This window comes from Aurantimonas coralicida DSM 14790, from assembly GCF_000421645.1.
GTDB classification, from domain to species: Bacteria; Pseudomonadota; Alphaproteobacteria; order Rhizobiales; family Rhizobiaceae; genus Aurantimonas; species Aurantimonas coralicida.
In genome coordinates, this window is sequence record NZ_ATXK01000002.1 from 646,213 (window position 1) to 661,066 (window position 14,854).

The 14,854-nt window shown below is 68.4% G+C and carries 12 protein-coding genes; 5 read left to right on the forward strand and 7 right to left on the reverse strand.

Going from position 1 to position 14,854, the window contains the following annotated elements; translation table 11 throughout:
- Positions 1 to 35 precede the first annotated feature (35 nt).
- The 4 genes from H536_RS0107715 (at position 36) to H536_RS0107730 (ending at position 4,800) form a co-directional block, all read left to right on the forward strand.
- Positions 36 to 938: an alpha/beta fold hydrolase gene (locus H536_RS0107715; RefSeq protein ID WP_024349915.1), complete on the forward strand. Its 903-nt coding sequence runs from the start codon at positions 36 to 38 to the stop codon at positions 936 to 938.
- A gap of 207 nt (positions 939 to 1,145) precedes the next feature.
- Positions 1,146 to 2,414 (forward strand): ergothioneine biosynthesis protein EgtB, encoded by a 1,269-nt coding sequence (egtB, locus tag H536_RS0107720; RefSeq protein ID WP_024349916.1) that lies wholly within the window; start codon positions 1,146 to 1,148, stop codon positions 2,412 to 2,414.
- 2 nt (positions 2,415 to 2,416) lie between these two features.
- Entirely contained in the window at positions 2,417 to 3,373 is a 957-nt protein-coding gene (gene egtD / locus H536_RS0107725) for an L-histidine N(alpha)-methyltransferase (protein ID WP_024349917.1), read from the forward strand.
- 167 nt (positions 3,374 to 3,540) lie between these two features.
- The gene (locus H536_RS0107730; protein WP_024349918.1) at positions 3,541 to 4,800 is read left to right on the forward strand and encodes an NAD(P)/FAD-dependent oxidoreductase; all 1,260 of its coding nucleotides are present in this window, start codon (positions 3,541 to 3,543) and stop codon (positions 4,798 to 4,800) included.
- Positions 4,801 to 4,825: 25 nt separating this feature from the next.
- Here the strand turns inward: H536_RS0107730 and H536_RS0107735 are convergent, their stop codons facing one another.
- The 7 genes from H536_RS0107735 to H536_RS0107765 all read right to left on the reverse strand — a co-directional run bounded on the left by H536_RS0107735 (position 4,826) and on the right by H536_RS0107765 (position 11,518).
- Positions 4,826 to 5,194 carry a YbaN family protein gene (locus H536_RS0107735; protein ID WP_024349919.1) on the reverse strand — a complete coding sequence of 123 codons (369 nt, stop codon included), beginning with the start codon at positions 5,192 to 5,194 and terminating at the stop codon, positions 4,826 to 4,828.
- A gap of 168 nt (positions 5,195 to 5,362) precedes the next feature.
- On the reverse strand, positions 5,363 to 6,577 hold the full coding sequence (locus tag H536_RS0107740; protein ID WP_024349920.1) for a CaiB/BaiF CoA transferase family protein: 1,215 nt from the start codon (positions 6,575 to 6,577) through the stop codon (positions 5,363 to 5,365).
- Positions 6,577 to 7,359, reverse strand: a complete 783-nt coding sequence (locus H536_RS0107745; protein ID WP_024349921.1) for an enoyl-CoA hydratase/isomerase family protein — start codon at positions 7,357 to 7,359, stop codon at positions 6,577 to 6,579. Before H536_RS0107745 ends, H536_RS0107740 begins: the two co-directional genes overlap by 1 nt.
- A 4-nt stretch (positions 7,360 to 7,363) precedes the next feature.
- Positions 7,364 to 8,644 carry a TRAP transporter large permease gene (locus H536_RS0107750; RefSeq protein WP_024349922.1) on the reverse strand — a complete coding sequence of 427 codons (1,281 nt, stop codon included), beginning with the start codon at positions 8,642 to 8,644 and terminating at the stop codon, positions 7,364 to 7,366.
- Positions 8,641 to 9,174, reverse strand: a complete 534-nt coding sequence (locus H536_RS0107755; RefSeq protein ID WP_024349923.1) for a TRAP transporter small permease — start codon at positions 9,172 to 9,174, stop codon at positions 8,641 to 8,643. Before H536_RS0107755 ends, H536_RS0107750 begins: the two co-directional genes overlap by 4 nt.
- A gap of 110 nt (positions 9,175 to 9,284) precedes the next feature.
- Complete coding sequence (locus H536_RS0107760) at positions 9,285 to 10,256, reverse strand: TRAP transporter substrate-binding protein (RefSeq protein WP_024349924.1); 972 nt, start codon at positions 10,254 to 10,256, stop codon at positions 9,285 to 9,287.
- Positions 10,257 to 10,321: 65 nt separating this feature from the next.
- A complete protein-coding gene (locus H536_RS0107765; protein WP_024349925.1) occupies positions 10,322 to 11,518 on the reverse strand; it encodes a pyridoxal-phosphate-dependent aminotransferase family protein in 1,197 nt (398 codons plus the stop codon).
- Positions 11,519 to 11,676: 158 nt separating this feature from the next.
- Here H536_RS0107765 and H536_RS0107770 point away from each other — a divergent pair, with 158 nt between their 5' ends.
- A complete protein-coding gene (locus H536_RS0107770) occupies positions 11,677 to 14,781 on the forward strand; it encodes an FAD-binding and (Fe-S)-binding domain-containing protein (protein ID WP_024349926.1) in 3,105 nt (1,034 codons plus the stop codon).
- Positions 14,782 to 14,854 lie beyond the last annotated feature (73 nt).

The following is a 14,854-nucleotide window of genomic DNA, read 5'->3' on the forward strand; positions in this document are numbered from 1 at the left end:
TCGCCGCTCCGGCCGTCCGTCGGCGGGCCTTCGGCATGACGGCGATCTCCCTCGACGACACCAAAGCACCCGCCGCAGCCAGTGCGGCGGATGGCCTGTCCGCGCCGCATGGCAGAGCCGACATCGGCGACATCGCCATCGTCCATGACGATCACCCGGCGCAGGGGGCGGCCGATGGCGTGCCGGTGCTGCTCCTGCATGGCGCGGTGCAGACGCGGGCGGTCTGGGCCGGGCAGGTGCAGGCGCTCGCCGACCGGCATCGCGTCATCGTGCCGGATCTGCGCGGCCATGGCGCAACCCCGCTCGGCCAGGAGCGTCTGACCATCGACCGCATGGCGATCGATAGTCTGGCGCTCATCGACCGTCTCGGCATCGACCGCTTTGCCGTCTGCGGCGTTTCGCTGGGCGGCATGGTGGCGCTGGAGATCGCGGCCCGCGCGCCGGACCGGGTGACCGCGCTGGTTCTCGCCAATACGCCCCGCTCCCTGTCGGGCATTGGCTGGGTGCGCCGGCTCGTCGACTGGCTCGACCTGCAGCGCCTGCTGCACCCGACGTTCCACCTCCTCGGCCAGGCCCGCACGGCACGGATCGGCCTGGCGCTGGCCGCACGCCTCGTCGGGCCGTTCTGGGTCGGACGGGACGCGCGGCGGCATTTCATCGCCGGCTTTCGGGCGATGTCGCCGGACGCCATCGTCGCCACCTATCGCGCCATCGTCGAAAGCCGGCCGCTGGATCTCGGCCGCATCCGCTGCCCGTGCCTGGTCATCGACACGCTGCATGACGCGACGACGATTCGCGAACAAGCCGCCGATATCGTCGCCGAGGCGCCCAATGCCAGGAGCGTGGTGCTGGAGGCCGGCCATGTCGCCAATCTCGACAATCCGGCCGTCTTCAACCGCGTCCTCGCCGAGTTCCTGGCATTGCCCGGCCGGAACTGACCGCTGCGGCATAGTGCCCGCCGCCGGCCCTCGAGCCACCGGAAGCGCCGCAATGGCGGGGCCGCAGGGTCGTTGGCCGGCTCGATAGATAAGACGTGATCGTCGTTGTCGGGTCATGGACGAAAGCTAGGTCTTCTCGAACGCGGTTGTCCGGCGGCCCGCCTTCAGGGCGAACCGGCGGCCGGAACCAGTTCGAAGAGGTTCGACATGGCCCATGTTTCCCGCAAATCGCTGACCGACGTCTCCGCGCTCGCGGCCCGCTACCGTGCAGTGCGCGAGGACAGCCGTGCCCTCGGCGCACCGCTGTCGGACGCCGACGCGACCGTCCAGTCGATGCCCGACGCGAGCCCTGCCAAATGGCATCTGGCCCACACGACCTGGTTCTTCGAGACCATGGTGCTGAAGCCGAATCTCGCCGGCTACGAGGTCTTCGACGACAGCTACAACTACCTCTTCAACTCCTATTACGAGACCATCGGCGAGCGGCAGCCGCGACCGCGGCGGGGCATGATCACGCGGCCGGCGCTGGACGAGATCTTCGCCTATCGCGCCCATGTGGACGCGGCGATCGAGACGCTGATGGAGCGCGGCCCGGCACCGGATGTCGCCGAGCTGATCGAGCTCGGCTGCCATCACGAGCAGCAGCATCAGGAATTGCTGCTGACCGACATTCTGCATCTCTTCGACCAGAGCCCGCTGAAGCCGGCCTATCGCGACCCGCAGCCACTGGGCGTCGCGGCCGATCCGGGCGAGGCGCGCTTCATCGGTTTCGACGGCGGCATCGTCGAGATCGGCCATGACGGCGACGGCTTCGCCTTCGACTGCGAGGGGCCGCGCCACCGCGCGCTGCTCGAACCCTACCGCCTGGCCGACCGGCTGGTGACCAATGGCGAATATCTGGCTTTCGTCGAGGATGGCGGCTACCGCGATCCGCTGCTGTGGCTGTCGGCCGGCTGGGGGACGATCCTCGGCGAGGGCTGGACCAGGCCTTTCTACTGGCACGAGCGTGACGGCGAGATGTGGACCATGACCCTGCGCGGCGCGCAGCCGCTCGATCTGAACGCGCCGGTGACGCATCTCAGCTATTTCGAGGCCGACGCCTTCGCGACCTGGGCCGGCAGGCGCCTGCCGACCGAGTTCGAATGGGAGAATGCCGCGGCGAGTCTGCCGGTCGAGGGCAATTTCGCCGGGTCCGGCCGGCTGCGGCCGAAGCCCGCGGCGCCGGGCGAGGGCCTGCGCCAGATGTATGGCGACGTGTGGGAATGGACGCGCAGCCCGTTCTCGCCCTATCCGCGTTTCAAGCCGGTCGAGGGGGCGGTCGGCGAGTATAACGGCAAGTTCATGTGCGGCCAGTTCGTGCTGCGCGGCGGCTCCTGCGCCACGCCGGAGAACCATATCCGCACGACCTACCGCAATTTCTTCCCGCCGGACGCGCGTTGGCAGTTCTCCGGCCTGCGCCTCGCCGAGGACGCGTGAGCATGCTGGACCGCATCGACACGCTGGCCCAGCAGCGCGAGGCCTTTCGCGCCGACGTTCTCGACGGCCTGTCGCGCACGCCCAAGACCCTGCCGAGCCGCTGGCTCTACGACGACCGTGGCTCGGAGCTCTTCGAGGAGATCACAGCGCTGCCGGAATATTATCCGACGCGGACCGAGACCGGCATCCTGAAGGAGAAGGCCGGGGAGATCGCCGCGGTCTTCGGTCCCCGGGCGGTGCTGATCGAGTATGGCGCCGGCGCCGGCATCAAGACCGAGATCGTGCTGGGGGCGCTGGAAGCTCCGCGCCTCTATGTGCCCATCGACATCTCCGGCGATTTCCTGGAAGCGTCGGCCGAGCGGATCAGGAAGCGGTTTCCGGGCCTTGCCGTGGAGCCGGTGGTCGCCGACTTCACCGCCGAATTCGACCTGCCAGGGGACCTGCCCCGGGACGGGCGCCGGGGCGGGTTCTTCCCCGGCTCGACCCTCGGCAATCTCGGCCGCAGGGAGGCGCTGGCCTTTCTCGCCCGGATGCGCCGACATGTCGGAGCAGGCGGCGTTGCCGTCATCGGCGTCGATCTGAAGAAGGACATCGACACGCTGCTGGCCGCCTATGACGACGCGGCCGGCGTGACGGCGGCCTTCGACATCAACATACTTGAGCGTATGCAGCGGGAGCTGGGCGCCGACCTGCCGCTCGACAATTTCGCCCACGAGGCGCGCTGGAACGGCGAGGCCTCGGCCGTCGAGATGCACCTCGTCGCCCGCGACGCCTGCACGCTGACGGTGGCCGGCCGTTCCTTCGCCTTCGAGGCGGGCGAGACGATCCACACCGAAAGCTCGCGCAAATACGATGTCGAGGCCCTGGCCGGGATGGCCGACGAATCCGGCTGGTCGCTGGACAAGGTCTGGACCGATCCGGACGGCCTGTTCGCCCTCGTCAGCCTGTCGGCGGTCTAGACCCTCCGACGCCCGACCTGCGCCGCCCGTCCTGCGGCGTCCTGTTCACTGACCGACGCCCGGCTCGACCGCCGGGCGTCTTTCGTCGTAGACCCGCCTCCGGGGCAGGCTCGTGGCCGCGCGGTCGTCGGAGCGCCCCTTGGACGAACCATGACAGGACGCGGGACATGAGCGGCGAACGCATCGTCATCGTCGGCAGCGGCCAGGCAGCGATCCAGCTCGCGGCCAGCCTGCGGCAGGAAGGCCATGAGGGGCCGATCACCCTGATCGGCGACGAGCCGGGTCTGCCCTATCAGCGGCCGCCTTTGTCCAAGGGCTACATGAAGGAGGGCGATCCCGAGCGCCTGGTCCTCAAGCCGCAGAGCTTCTTCGAGCGCAACGCCATCACTTTGCTCGACGCCACCCGCGTCGCGTCGATCGACCGCGCGGCCCGCACGGTGGCCACCGACGACGGCGCCAGCCATGGCTACGATCATCTGGTTCTGGCCACCGGGGCCCGCAATGTGCGCCCGCCGATCGCCGGCGGCACGCACAAAGATGTCGTGGAACTGCGCACGCTCGCCCATGCCGAGACGATCCGCCGGCGCCTGGCCGACACGCGCCACGCCATCGTCGTCGGCGGTGGCTTCATCGGGCTGGAATTTGCCGCCATGGCGCGGCTTGCCGGGGCAGAGGTGACGGTGCTGGAGGCCGCCGACAGGCTGATGGCCCGCGCCGTCTCGCCGGCGATCTCGGACTTCGTCCTGGAGCACCACCGCGCCGCGGGCATCGCCATCCGGCTCGGCGCCAGGGTGGCGCGCATCGACGACGACGAGACCGAGCGGGTCGTCGGCGTGACGCTTGCCGATGGAACGGGCATCGAGGGCGACCTGGTTCTCGTCGCGACCGGCGTTGCGCCGAATGGCGAACTCGCGGCCGAGGCCGGGCTTGCGGTGTCGAACGGCATCGTTGTCGACGAGACGCTCGCCACCGACGATCCGGCGATCTCGGCCATCGGCGACTGCGCCTCGGTGCCGGGGCCGCTGGGCACCCATCTGCGACTGGAATCGGTGCAGGCGGCGATGGACCAGGCGCGCCATCTGGCGAAGCGGATCGTTCACGGCACGGCGGCGGCCTATCATGCGGTGCCGTGGTTCTGGAGCGACCAGGGCGCGCTGAAGCTGCAGATCGCCGGGCTGACCAGCAGCGCCGATTGCTTCGAGACGATCCGGCAGGAGGATCTGGTCACGGTGATTGTCGGCTATCGCGAGGGGCAACTCGCCTCGGTGGAGACCATCAACGCCCCCGGCGAGCACATGGCCGCCCGCAAGCTGCTCGGCCGCGAGGCGCCGATCAGTGCCGACGAGCTGCGCGACAGCGGCTTCGACCTGCGGGCGCTGGGCAAGGGGCAGGCGGGATCACGCGATCGCAGCGTCGCCTCGGCCTGAGCGGCACGGATCGAGCGCTTTGCGTCTACCGGCCTGAGGGCCGCGTCAGGATGTAGACGCTGACGCTGCCCATGATCAGCGCCAGGCTGACGAGGACGAGCGGGTGGCCGACGGTCACCCATGCCAGCACGAAGGACGCCAGCATCGCGGTGACCGCGGCGATCTTGGCCCGGCGCGGGATGATCCGGTGTTTGCGCCAGGCGACCAGCGTCGGCCCGAAGCGCGGATGCGCCTCCAGCCGGCGGGCGAGATCGGGATGCGAGCGGGCAAAGCACCAGACCGCCAGGAGCAGGAAGGGCGTCGTCGGCAGCAGCGGCAGCACGACGCCGAGCCCGCCCAGCACGACGCAGCTGTAGCCGAGAACCAGATAGAAGGGCTTGGCGAAGGGTCGCATGACGGCGCCAGAACAGGATGACCGGGGAGCCGGTTCGCCGACCGCTACGGGCGGTGTGCGTCCCGTGGGGGGTGATCCGTTGCGAGCTAGCCTTAGTACCGTCAACGTCAAGGCGCGCGCCGCGAGCCTCAAGGCCGCCGCGCGCTGTTGTCGTTTATCTTCTTGCGGTCAGCCCGCCTTTGAACTGCGGACCGCGCCGGAGCCGAGCATGCGGTCGATCTCGGCCGCGTCGTAGCCGGCTTCGCGCAGCACCTCGGCGGTGTGTTCGCCGAGCAGCGGGGCCGGGCGGGTGACGCCGCCGGGCGTGTCGGAGAACTTGATCGGCAGGCCGATCGCCTTCACCCGGCCGGCGGTCGGATGCTCGGTCTCCACCACCATCTCGCGCGACAGGGTCTGCGGGTCCTCGTGCATCTCCGAGATGTCGAGGACCGGGCCGGCCGGCACGCCGGCGGCTTCCAGCTGCGCCAGCCATTCGGCCGAGCTGCGCTGCGAGAAATGCCCGTTGAGGATCTCCTCCAGCGCCGGCAGATTCTGCATGCGGCCGTGATTGTTGGCAAAGCGCGGGTCCGACGCCAGCTCCTCGGCGCCGATGACGGCGAGCATGCGCTCCCAGTTCTTCTGGTTCGCTGCGCCGAGATTGATCCAGCCATCGGCGGTCCGGAAGGCCTGATAGGGCGCGTTCAGCGGATGCGCCGAGCCGAGCGGGCCGGGCGAGGCCCCGGTGGCGAAGGCGATGGCCGACTGCCAGTAGGTGTGGGTGATGCCGGCCTCGAACAGCGAGGTGTCGACCTTCTGGCCCTCGCCGGTCTGCAGCTTGCGGGCATAGGCGGCAGCGCAGCCGAGCGCGCCGAGGATGCCGGCGGTGATGTCGGAGACCGGGGCGCCGGACTTCACCGGCGGGCGGCCGGGGCCTTCGCCGGTGATCGACATCAGGCCGCTCATGCCCTGGGCGATCAGGTCGAAGCCGCCGCGATTGGCATAGGGGCCGGTGCGGCCGAAGCCGGAGATCTCGCAATAGATCAGGCCGGGATTGACCGCCTTCAGATCCTCGTAGCCGAGCCCGAGCTTCTCCATCGTGCCCATGCGGTAATTCTCGATGACGACATCCGCCGTCTCCAGCATGCGCCGCAGCACCGCCTTGCCGTCTTCGGACTTCAGGTCGAGGACGATGCCGCGCTTGTTGCGGTTCATCATCATGTAGGCGGCGGATTCGCCGTTGATGTCCGGCGGCAGGAAGCGCCGCGTGTCGTCGCCGTCGGGCTTCTCGACCTTGATCACGTCGGCGCCCATGTCGGCCAGCATCATGCCGCAGACCGGGCCGGCCATGATATGCGCGAGCTCGATGACCTTCATGCCGTCGAGCGGGCCTTTCGCCTGTGCCATTACTGGCCTTTCCATTCCGGTTTGCGCTTGCCGAGGAAGGCTTCCATGCCTTCCTTGAAGTCCTCGCTCATATAGGCCTGCACCACGAGGTCGCGGTCGTCGGCCTCGGCGCCCTGGACCCGCAGGCGGCGCAAGGCCTCCTTGGTGGTCGAAAGCGTCAGCGGCGCATGGGTGGCGAGCAGTGCCGCCAGTTCTTCGGTGCGGGCGATCAGCGCCGCGTGGTCCGGCACGATCTCGGCGATCAGCCCGGCATTCAGCGCCTCTTCCGCGCCGACGAGGCGGGCGGTGAAGATGATCTCCTTGACCCGGCCGGCGCCCATCAGTGTCGACAGCCGCGACAGATTGGCGATGGACAGGCAATTGCCCAGCGTGCGGGCGATCGGGAAGCCGAACTTCAGGTCGGCGGTGGCGATGCGGATGTCGCAGGCCGCCGCGATGCCCGCGCCGCCGCCGGTGCAGGCCCGCGCGATCGCCGCGATGGTGGGAACCGGGCAGGCCTCCACCGCGCCGAGGACGACGTCCATCCGGTGCTCGTAGTCGAGGGCGTCCTGCTCCGTGTCGAAGCCGCGGAACTGGGTCATGTCGGTGCCGGCGGCGAAAGCCTTGTCGCCGGCGCCGGTGACGACGAGGCACTTCACCTCGCCCCCCAGCGTCGTCTCGCGGCAGATCTCCGCGAGACGGTCGTACATGGCGAAGGTCAGGGCGTTGCGTGCCTGGGGCCGGTTCAGCGTGATCCAGCCGATCCCGTCGCGGACCTCGTAGAGGAGTTCGTCGGTGCTCATGGGTCTACCTGTAGAAATATTCGACGAGGAACATCGGGACTGCCGGCACATAGGTGCACAGGAACAGGACGAACAGCAGCACCCCGACAAAGGGCAGGTTCGCCTTCGACACCTCCCATATGTTGGCCTTGGCGATCGAACAGGCGGTGATCAGCACCGAAGCGACCGGTGGCGTCTGCTGGCCGATGGCGAGGTTCAGCGTCACCACGAGGCCGAAATGCACCGGGTCGATGCCGGCCTGCTGGATCAGCGGGACGATCACCGGGACGACCAGAATGATCGCCGCGGCCGAGTGCAGGAAGAACCCGATGACCAGGAAGAAGACGTTCAGGATCAAAAGGATCAGGTACTGGTTCGAGGTGATGTCGAGGATGCCCTCGGCCAGCTGCTGGGGCACGCGCGCCTGGGTGAGATAGCTGCCCATCAGGATCGACGCGGCGACCAGGAGCATGACCACGGCGGTCTGGATGCCGCCTTCCAGCATCGCCTGCTTGAGCTGGCCCCAGTCGACCTCGCGGTACCAGATGCCGACCAGGATGGCCGCCACGACGGCGATGCCGGCGCCCTCGGTGGCGGTGACGAAGCCGCCGAAGATGCCGCCCAGGATGATGACCGGCAGGGAGAAGGTCGGCAGCGCCTCGACGAAGGTCGTGCGCAGCCGGCGCAGGTTGAAGGCCTCCTCCATCGGCAGATTGTATTTCACCGCATAATAATAGGCGACGCCCATCAGGCCGGCGGCCCCGATCAGGCCGGGGACGACGCCCGCGACGAACATCTGCTCGATGCTGGTGCCGGCGGCGACCGCATAGAGGATCATCGGGATCGAGGGCGGGATGATGATGGCCAGCGAGGCCGACGACGAGGTGATCGCCGCCGCGAAGGGGGCCGGATAGCCGCGCTTCTTCATCTCCGGAATGATGATGGAGCCCATCGCCGCGACGTCGGCCACGGCCGAGCCGGAGATCTCGGCGAAGAACAGCGAGACGCCGACATTGACCATGGCAAGGCCGCCGCGCACGAAGCCGATGACGGCCGAGACGAAGGCGATCAGCCGTCGCGTGATGCCGGTGGCGTTCATGATGGCACCGGCCAGGACGAACATCGGAATGGCGATCAGCGAGAAGGAGCGGGCGCCGTTGTACATGTCGAGGGCGATGGTCACCAGCGCGGCGCCGCCGTCGCTGATGAAGATCGCCAGGACGGCCGCCAGCGCCAGCGCGACGGCGATCGGCACGTTGATGCACACCATCGCGACCAGCGCGAGGAAAATGACGAACATCATCATGGATGCTGGCCCTTCTCAGGAGTTTCACCATGCGCCAGTGGCGCATGCTCAACGGAGCGTCCGGCCATGACGTCGCGCCAGTAGTCGGGGAAGCTGAGCAGTTCGGCGACGATGAAGAGGATGGCGCCGATCGGGATGATCGACTGGGTGAGGGCGACCGGCACCCAGGTCAGGCTGACCAGGGATTCACCCTCGAGAATGTTGAGGACCTCGAGACCCGACCAGGCGAGGAGCACGAAGAACAGCAGCACCAGCCCTTCGGCGAAGAGCATGGCGACCTTGCGCGCCGATGGCGGCAGCGACAGCAGCACGTCGTCGAAACCGATATGGCTGCGCTTCAGAGCCGCCAGCGCGGCTCCGTAATAGGTGATCCAGGCCAGCAGGACGCCGGCGATCTCGTCATACCAGGAGAGCGAGGCGCCCATCTTGCGGTAGATCACCGCCGCGACCACGACGGTCGTCAGCCCGACCATCAGCGCGATGACCACCCATGTCAGGAACTCGCCGAGGATTCTCGCCAACTGGCGCATAGGGCCTCCCGCGTCGCGCGGACGCAGCTTTCATCGTCGATTTCAGGGAGAAGGGTGCCGGCCGAGGGATCGACCGGCACCTGTCAGGATGATCGCAAGCCGGTGAAGGCTCAGGACCCGGAGGCGAGGGCCTGGATGTCTTCGACCAGCTTCTGGCCGCCTTCGACCTGCGTGCCGAATTCCTCGTAGATCGCCTTGGATGCGGCGATGAACGCGTCCTTGTCGGCCTCGTTCACGGTGACGCCGGCTTCCTCGATCTTGCTGATCAGCTCGTCGTCCATCTGCTGCGAACGCTCATAGGCGAAGTCGCTGGCCTGGGTGGCGCAATCCTGGATCGCCGTCTTCAGCTCCTCGTCCCAGCCGTCCCAGTTGCGCGAGGAGGTGGCGAGATAGGCGGGCGAATAGACGTGCCCGGTCATCGACAGGTACTTCTGCACTTCCTGGAATCGGCCCGAATAGATCTGGGCGAGCGGGTTCTCCTGGCCGTCGATGACGCCGGTCTGCAGGGCGGTGAACACTTCCGAGAAGGCCATCGGCGTCGGGTTGGCGCCGTAGCTCTGGAACATCTTCACGCGCCACTCGCCCTTGGGGACGCGCAGCTTGATGCCTTCCAGATCGGCCGGGACGTTGATCGGCTTGACGTTGTTGGTCACGTTGCGGAAGCCGTTTTCCCAGAATCCCAGGATCTGGTAGCCGCGGCCGGCGGCGGCATCGACGAAGGTGTCGCGCATTCCGTCGCGGACCTTCTTCATGTGGTCGCGGCTCTTGATGAGATACGGCATCTCGAAGACGCCGAAGGTCGGCGACACCGAGCTCATCACCGACGAGGGGATGGAGAAGTCGATCTGGCCGAGCTTCAGCTTCTGCAGCATCTCCTCGTCATTGCCGAGCTGCGAGGAGCCGTAGACCTCGACGGTGGCCTTGCCGGACGCGGCGACGCATTCGGCGAATTTCTCCGCTGTCGCCTCGTAGAGCGAGCCGGGGTCGCCGACATGGCCCAGATCGAGGGATTCCTGCGCGCCGGCCGCGGAGCCCATCAGGGCCACGGCGGCGACACCGAGCATCAAGGTGCGAATGTTCATTGGTTTCCTCCCAGTTTTCGTTTTGGGCAGCTCCTCAACCGCCCGGTGGTCGTTCTGCGTACCGCCTATTCCGCGGCCTGTCTCGCTTCGGCTGCGCCGGACTGTGCCAGCACGGCCATCGCAGCCTGAACGCCGCCTGCCTTGTGCGCCACCCCGGCGACCTGCAGACCCATCTCGACGCCTCCCAGCGTGCCGATCAGGGTCAGGTCGTTGTAGTCGCCGAGGTGGCCGATGCGGAAGATCTTGTCGGCAAGCTTCGAGAGGCCGGCTCCCAACGACATGTCGAAGCGCTCGAGAATGACCTTCCGCAATGCGTCGGCGCCCTTGCCCTCCGGCATCAGGACGGCGGTGAGCGCGCCCGAATGCTGGGCAGGGTCGGCGCAGAGGACTTCCAGCCCCCAGGCCTCGACGGCGGCGCGCGTCGCTGCGGCATGGCGCTGGTGCCGGGCAAAGACGTTGTCCAGCCCTTCCTCGTGCAGCATCTCGATCGCCGCATCGAGGCCGTAGAGGAGATTGGTCGCCGGGGTGGAGGGGAAGAACCCGTTGGGGTTCATCGCCAGCATCTCGTCCCAGGCCCAGTAGGAGCGCGGCAGCTTCGCCGAGGCCTGCGCCGCGATCGCCTTGTCGGAGAGCGCGTTGAAGGAGAGGCCCGGCGGCAGCATCAGGCCCTTCTGCGAACCGCCGACGGTGACGTCGACGCCCCATTCGTCGTGCCGGTAGTCGACCGAGCCGAGCGAGGAGATGGTGTCGACGAGCAGCAGCGCCGGATGGCCGGCGGCGTCGATCGCCTTGCGGACGTCGCCGACCGGCGTCACGCAGCCGGTCGAGGTCTCGTTGTGGACGACGCAGACGGCCTTGATCTCGTGGCCGCTGTCGGCCTTCAGCCGCTCGCCGATGGCCGCCGCGTCGGCGCCATGGCGCCAGTCGCCGGCAATGAACTCGGTGCGCAGGCCCAGCCGCTCGGCGAGCTTCTTCCACAGCGAGGCGAAATGGCCGGTCTCGTACATCAGGACGAGGTCGCCGGGGGACAGCGTGTTGACCAGCGCCGCTTCCCAGGCGCCGGTGCCCGAGCCCGGATAGATGACCACCGGGTTCTTGGTCTGGAAGATCGTGCGGATGCCGGTCAGGACGCGCTTGGCCATTTCCTGGAACTCGGGTCCGCGATGATCCATCGTCGGCATGTCCATGGCCCGCAGCACCCGGTCGGGCACATTGGTCGGTCCTGGAATCTGCAGAAAATGCCGGCCGGCTTTGTAGGTCACGATGGCGTCTCCCGGGGACCGCGACGCTTTGTCCGCCAGTCCGTTTCCTCGTCGCACGCTCTTGCCGACGTGCCTGTTTTCGGGTCCAATTGGATTATGAATTCATTATGCGTGTCAAGCGGCATTCTGCAGATCGCCGCCGGGAGGGGTCGACACAGATGGGGGAAATGATCCGGCCGGGCCTGAGCCGCCGGCTTGAGCGGGAAATTGCCGGCGAGGTTTATTTCGACCGCTTCAACCGCGGGCGTTACGCCACCGACGCCTCGATCTACCAGATCATGCCCGCCGGCGTGGTCGTCGCCCGCACCGGCGACGACGTGGCGGCGGCGCTCGACGCCTGCCGCGAGGAGGGCCTGCCGCTGACCATGCGCGGCGGCGGCACGTCGCAATGCGGCCAGACGGTCAATTCCGGCCTGATCGTCGACACGTCGAAGCATCTGAACAAGCTGCTGGAGCTGGACGTCGCCGGCCGGCGCGCGGTGGTCGAGCCGGGCATCGTCCTCGACGATCTCAACCGGCTCCTGAAGCCCCACGGCCTGTGGTTTCCCGTCGACGTCTCCACGGCGTCACGGGCGACGATCGGCGGCATGGCCGGCAACAATTCCTGCGGCTCGCGCTCGCTGCGTTACGGCACGATGCGCGACAACGTCATCGCCATCGACGCGATCCTCGCCGACGGCACCGCCGGCCGCTTCGCCCAGCTCGACCAGAATGCCGCGAACGAGCCGCCGCGCGAACTCGTCGCCGCCATGCTGGCGCTGGGCCGCCGCGAGGCCGGCGAGATCGCGGCGCGCTTTCCCAGGGTGCAGCGCCGGGTCGGCGGCTACAATCTCGACGCGCTGGTGCCCTCCGACGACCCGATCAACCTCGCCCATCTGCTGGTCGGCTCGGAAGGTACGCTGGGCATTTCCACCGCTATCGAGATCCGGCTGTCGCCACTGCCCAAGGCCACCAAGATCCTCGGCGCCTGCCACTTCCCGACCTTCCGCGCGGCGATGGAGGCGGCCCAGCACATCGTCGCGCTGAAGCCGACCTCGGTCGAGCTGGTGGATTCGACGATGATCGGGCTCGCCCGGCGCATCGACATGTTCCTGCCGGCGCTGGAGGCTTTCGTCGAGGGCGACCCGGCGGCGCTGCTGCTGGTGGAATTCGCCGATACGGCGGAGGAAAACGACGCCAGCATCGCGGCGCTGAAGGACGTGATGAGCGATCTCGGCTACGGCTTCGGCCGCGGCGGCGATCACGAGGGCGGCGTCGTGCCGGTCGCCGATCTGAAGCTGCAGGCGGCGATCGCCGAACTGCGCGCCGCCGGGCTCAACATCATGATGTCGATGAAGGAGGAGCGCAAACCGGTCTCCTTCGTCGAGGATTGCGCCGTGCCGCTGGAGCATCTGGCCGATTATACCGACCGGCTGACGGCGATCTTCGAGAAGCACGGCACCCGTGGCACCTGGTACGCCCATGCCTCGGAGGGCTGCCTGCACGTGCGCCCGGTCCTCAACGTCAAGCTCGACAACGACGTGAAGACCATGCGGGCGATCGCCGAAGAGGCCTTCGCCATGGTCCGCGAATACAAGGGCTCGCATTCGGGCGAACACGGCGACGGGCTGGTGCGCTCGGAATTTCACACCCAGATGTTCGGCGAGCGCATCGTCGCCGCCTTCGAAGAGGTGAAGACCGCCTTCGATCCGCACACGCGCCTCAATCCCGGCAAGATCGTCGCGCCGCCCAAGATGGATGACCGCAGCCTGCTGCGCTATCCGCCGGGCTACGCGGTGGACGAGATCCTGACGGCCTTCGACTGGTCTGCCTGGCCGGGCGCCTCCGGCGGCCTGCAGGGCGCCGTGGAGATGTGCAACAACAACGGCGCCTGCCGCAAATCGGCCGGGGCGGTGATGTGCCCGAGCTACCGGGTGACCCGCAACGAGCGCGACGTCACCCGCGGGCGGGCCAACACGCTGCGGCTGGCGATCTCGGGCCAGCTCGGCCCGGACGCGCTCGCCTCCGACGAGATGGCCGAGACGCTGAAACTGTGCGTCTCCTGCAAGGCCTGCCGCCGCGAATGCCCGACCGGCGTCGACATGGCCAAGATGAAGGCCGAGGTGCTCTACCAGCGCGGCAAGACCAACGGCTTCTCGCTGAAGGACCGGCTGATCGCCGACCTGCCGCGCTATGCGCCGGCCGCGGCCCGCATGGGCTGGCTGATGGGCCTGCGCGACCGCGTCCCGGCCTTCGCGGCCCTGTCGGAGAAGATGGCCGGCTTTTCCGCCCGGCGCTCGCTGCCGGCCTTCCGGAAGGACTGGTTCCGCGATGCCGAGGGTCATGTCGCAGGCGTGGCGGCCGGGGCGGGATCATCTGCCCGTCAGGGTACGGCCGCTCCGGCGGAGAACATCGGCGGGGCAGGGGACGGGATCGTCCTCAACCCGGAAGGCGCCGGCGGCGACACGGCGACAGTGAACCGCGCCGATCGGCGCGGCGTCGAGCGCACCGGCCCGGCGCCGCATCCGGGCCGGGTGACCGGCGTGGTCCTCTTCGCCGACACGTTCGACCGCTGGTTCGACCCGCAGGTGCTGCGCGCCGCGGTGAAGGTGCTGAAGGCGGGCGGCTACCAGGTCGAGACCGCCAGCCTCGGCCGCAACGAGCGGCCGCTGTGCTGCGGGCGGACCTATCTCGCCGCCGGCATGGCCGATCGCGCCAAGGCGGAAGCGCAGCGCACCATCGACGCGCTGCTGCCGCATGTGCGGGCCGGCAAGGCGATCGTCGGGCTGGAGCCCTCCTGCATCCTGACCCTGCGCGACGAGTTCCTGGCGCTGGTGCCCGGCGAGGCCGCCGAGGCAGTGGCGGCGTCGGCCATGCTGTTCGAGGAGTTCCTGATGCGCGAGGACAAGGCCGGGCACCTGTCCCTGCCTCTCGACGGCATCGGCCGCGAGGCCTATCTGCACGGCCACTGCCACCAGAAGGCCTTCGGCGCCATGTCGGCGGTCGAGGGCGCGCTGCGGATGATCCCCGGCCTCGACCTGAAGGTGATCGAATCGTCGTGTTGTGGCATGGCGGGCGCCTTCGGCTATGATGCCGAGACCATCGACGTGTCACTGGCCATGGGCGAGCTGTCGCTGCTGCCGGCGGTGCGCGCGGCACCGGCCGATGCGGTGATCGTCGCCGACGGCACCTCCTGCCGGCACCAGATCGCCGACGGCGCTGCACGCCGCGCCGTGCATGTGGCGGAAGTGCTGGCGGGCGCGCTCCATGGAGCTGCGCCGTAATGGCGCCGGTTCGGGTTGGCTCCCGGCCGCCGGCGCTCGATGCGGCCCGTATCCGCGGGGCCGGTCATTCCAC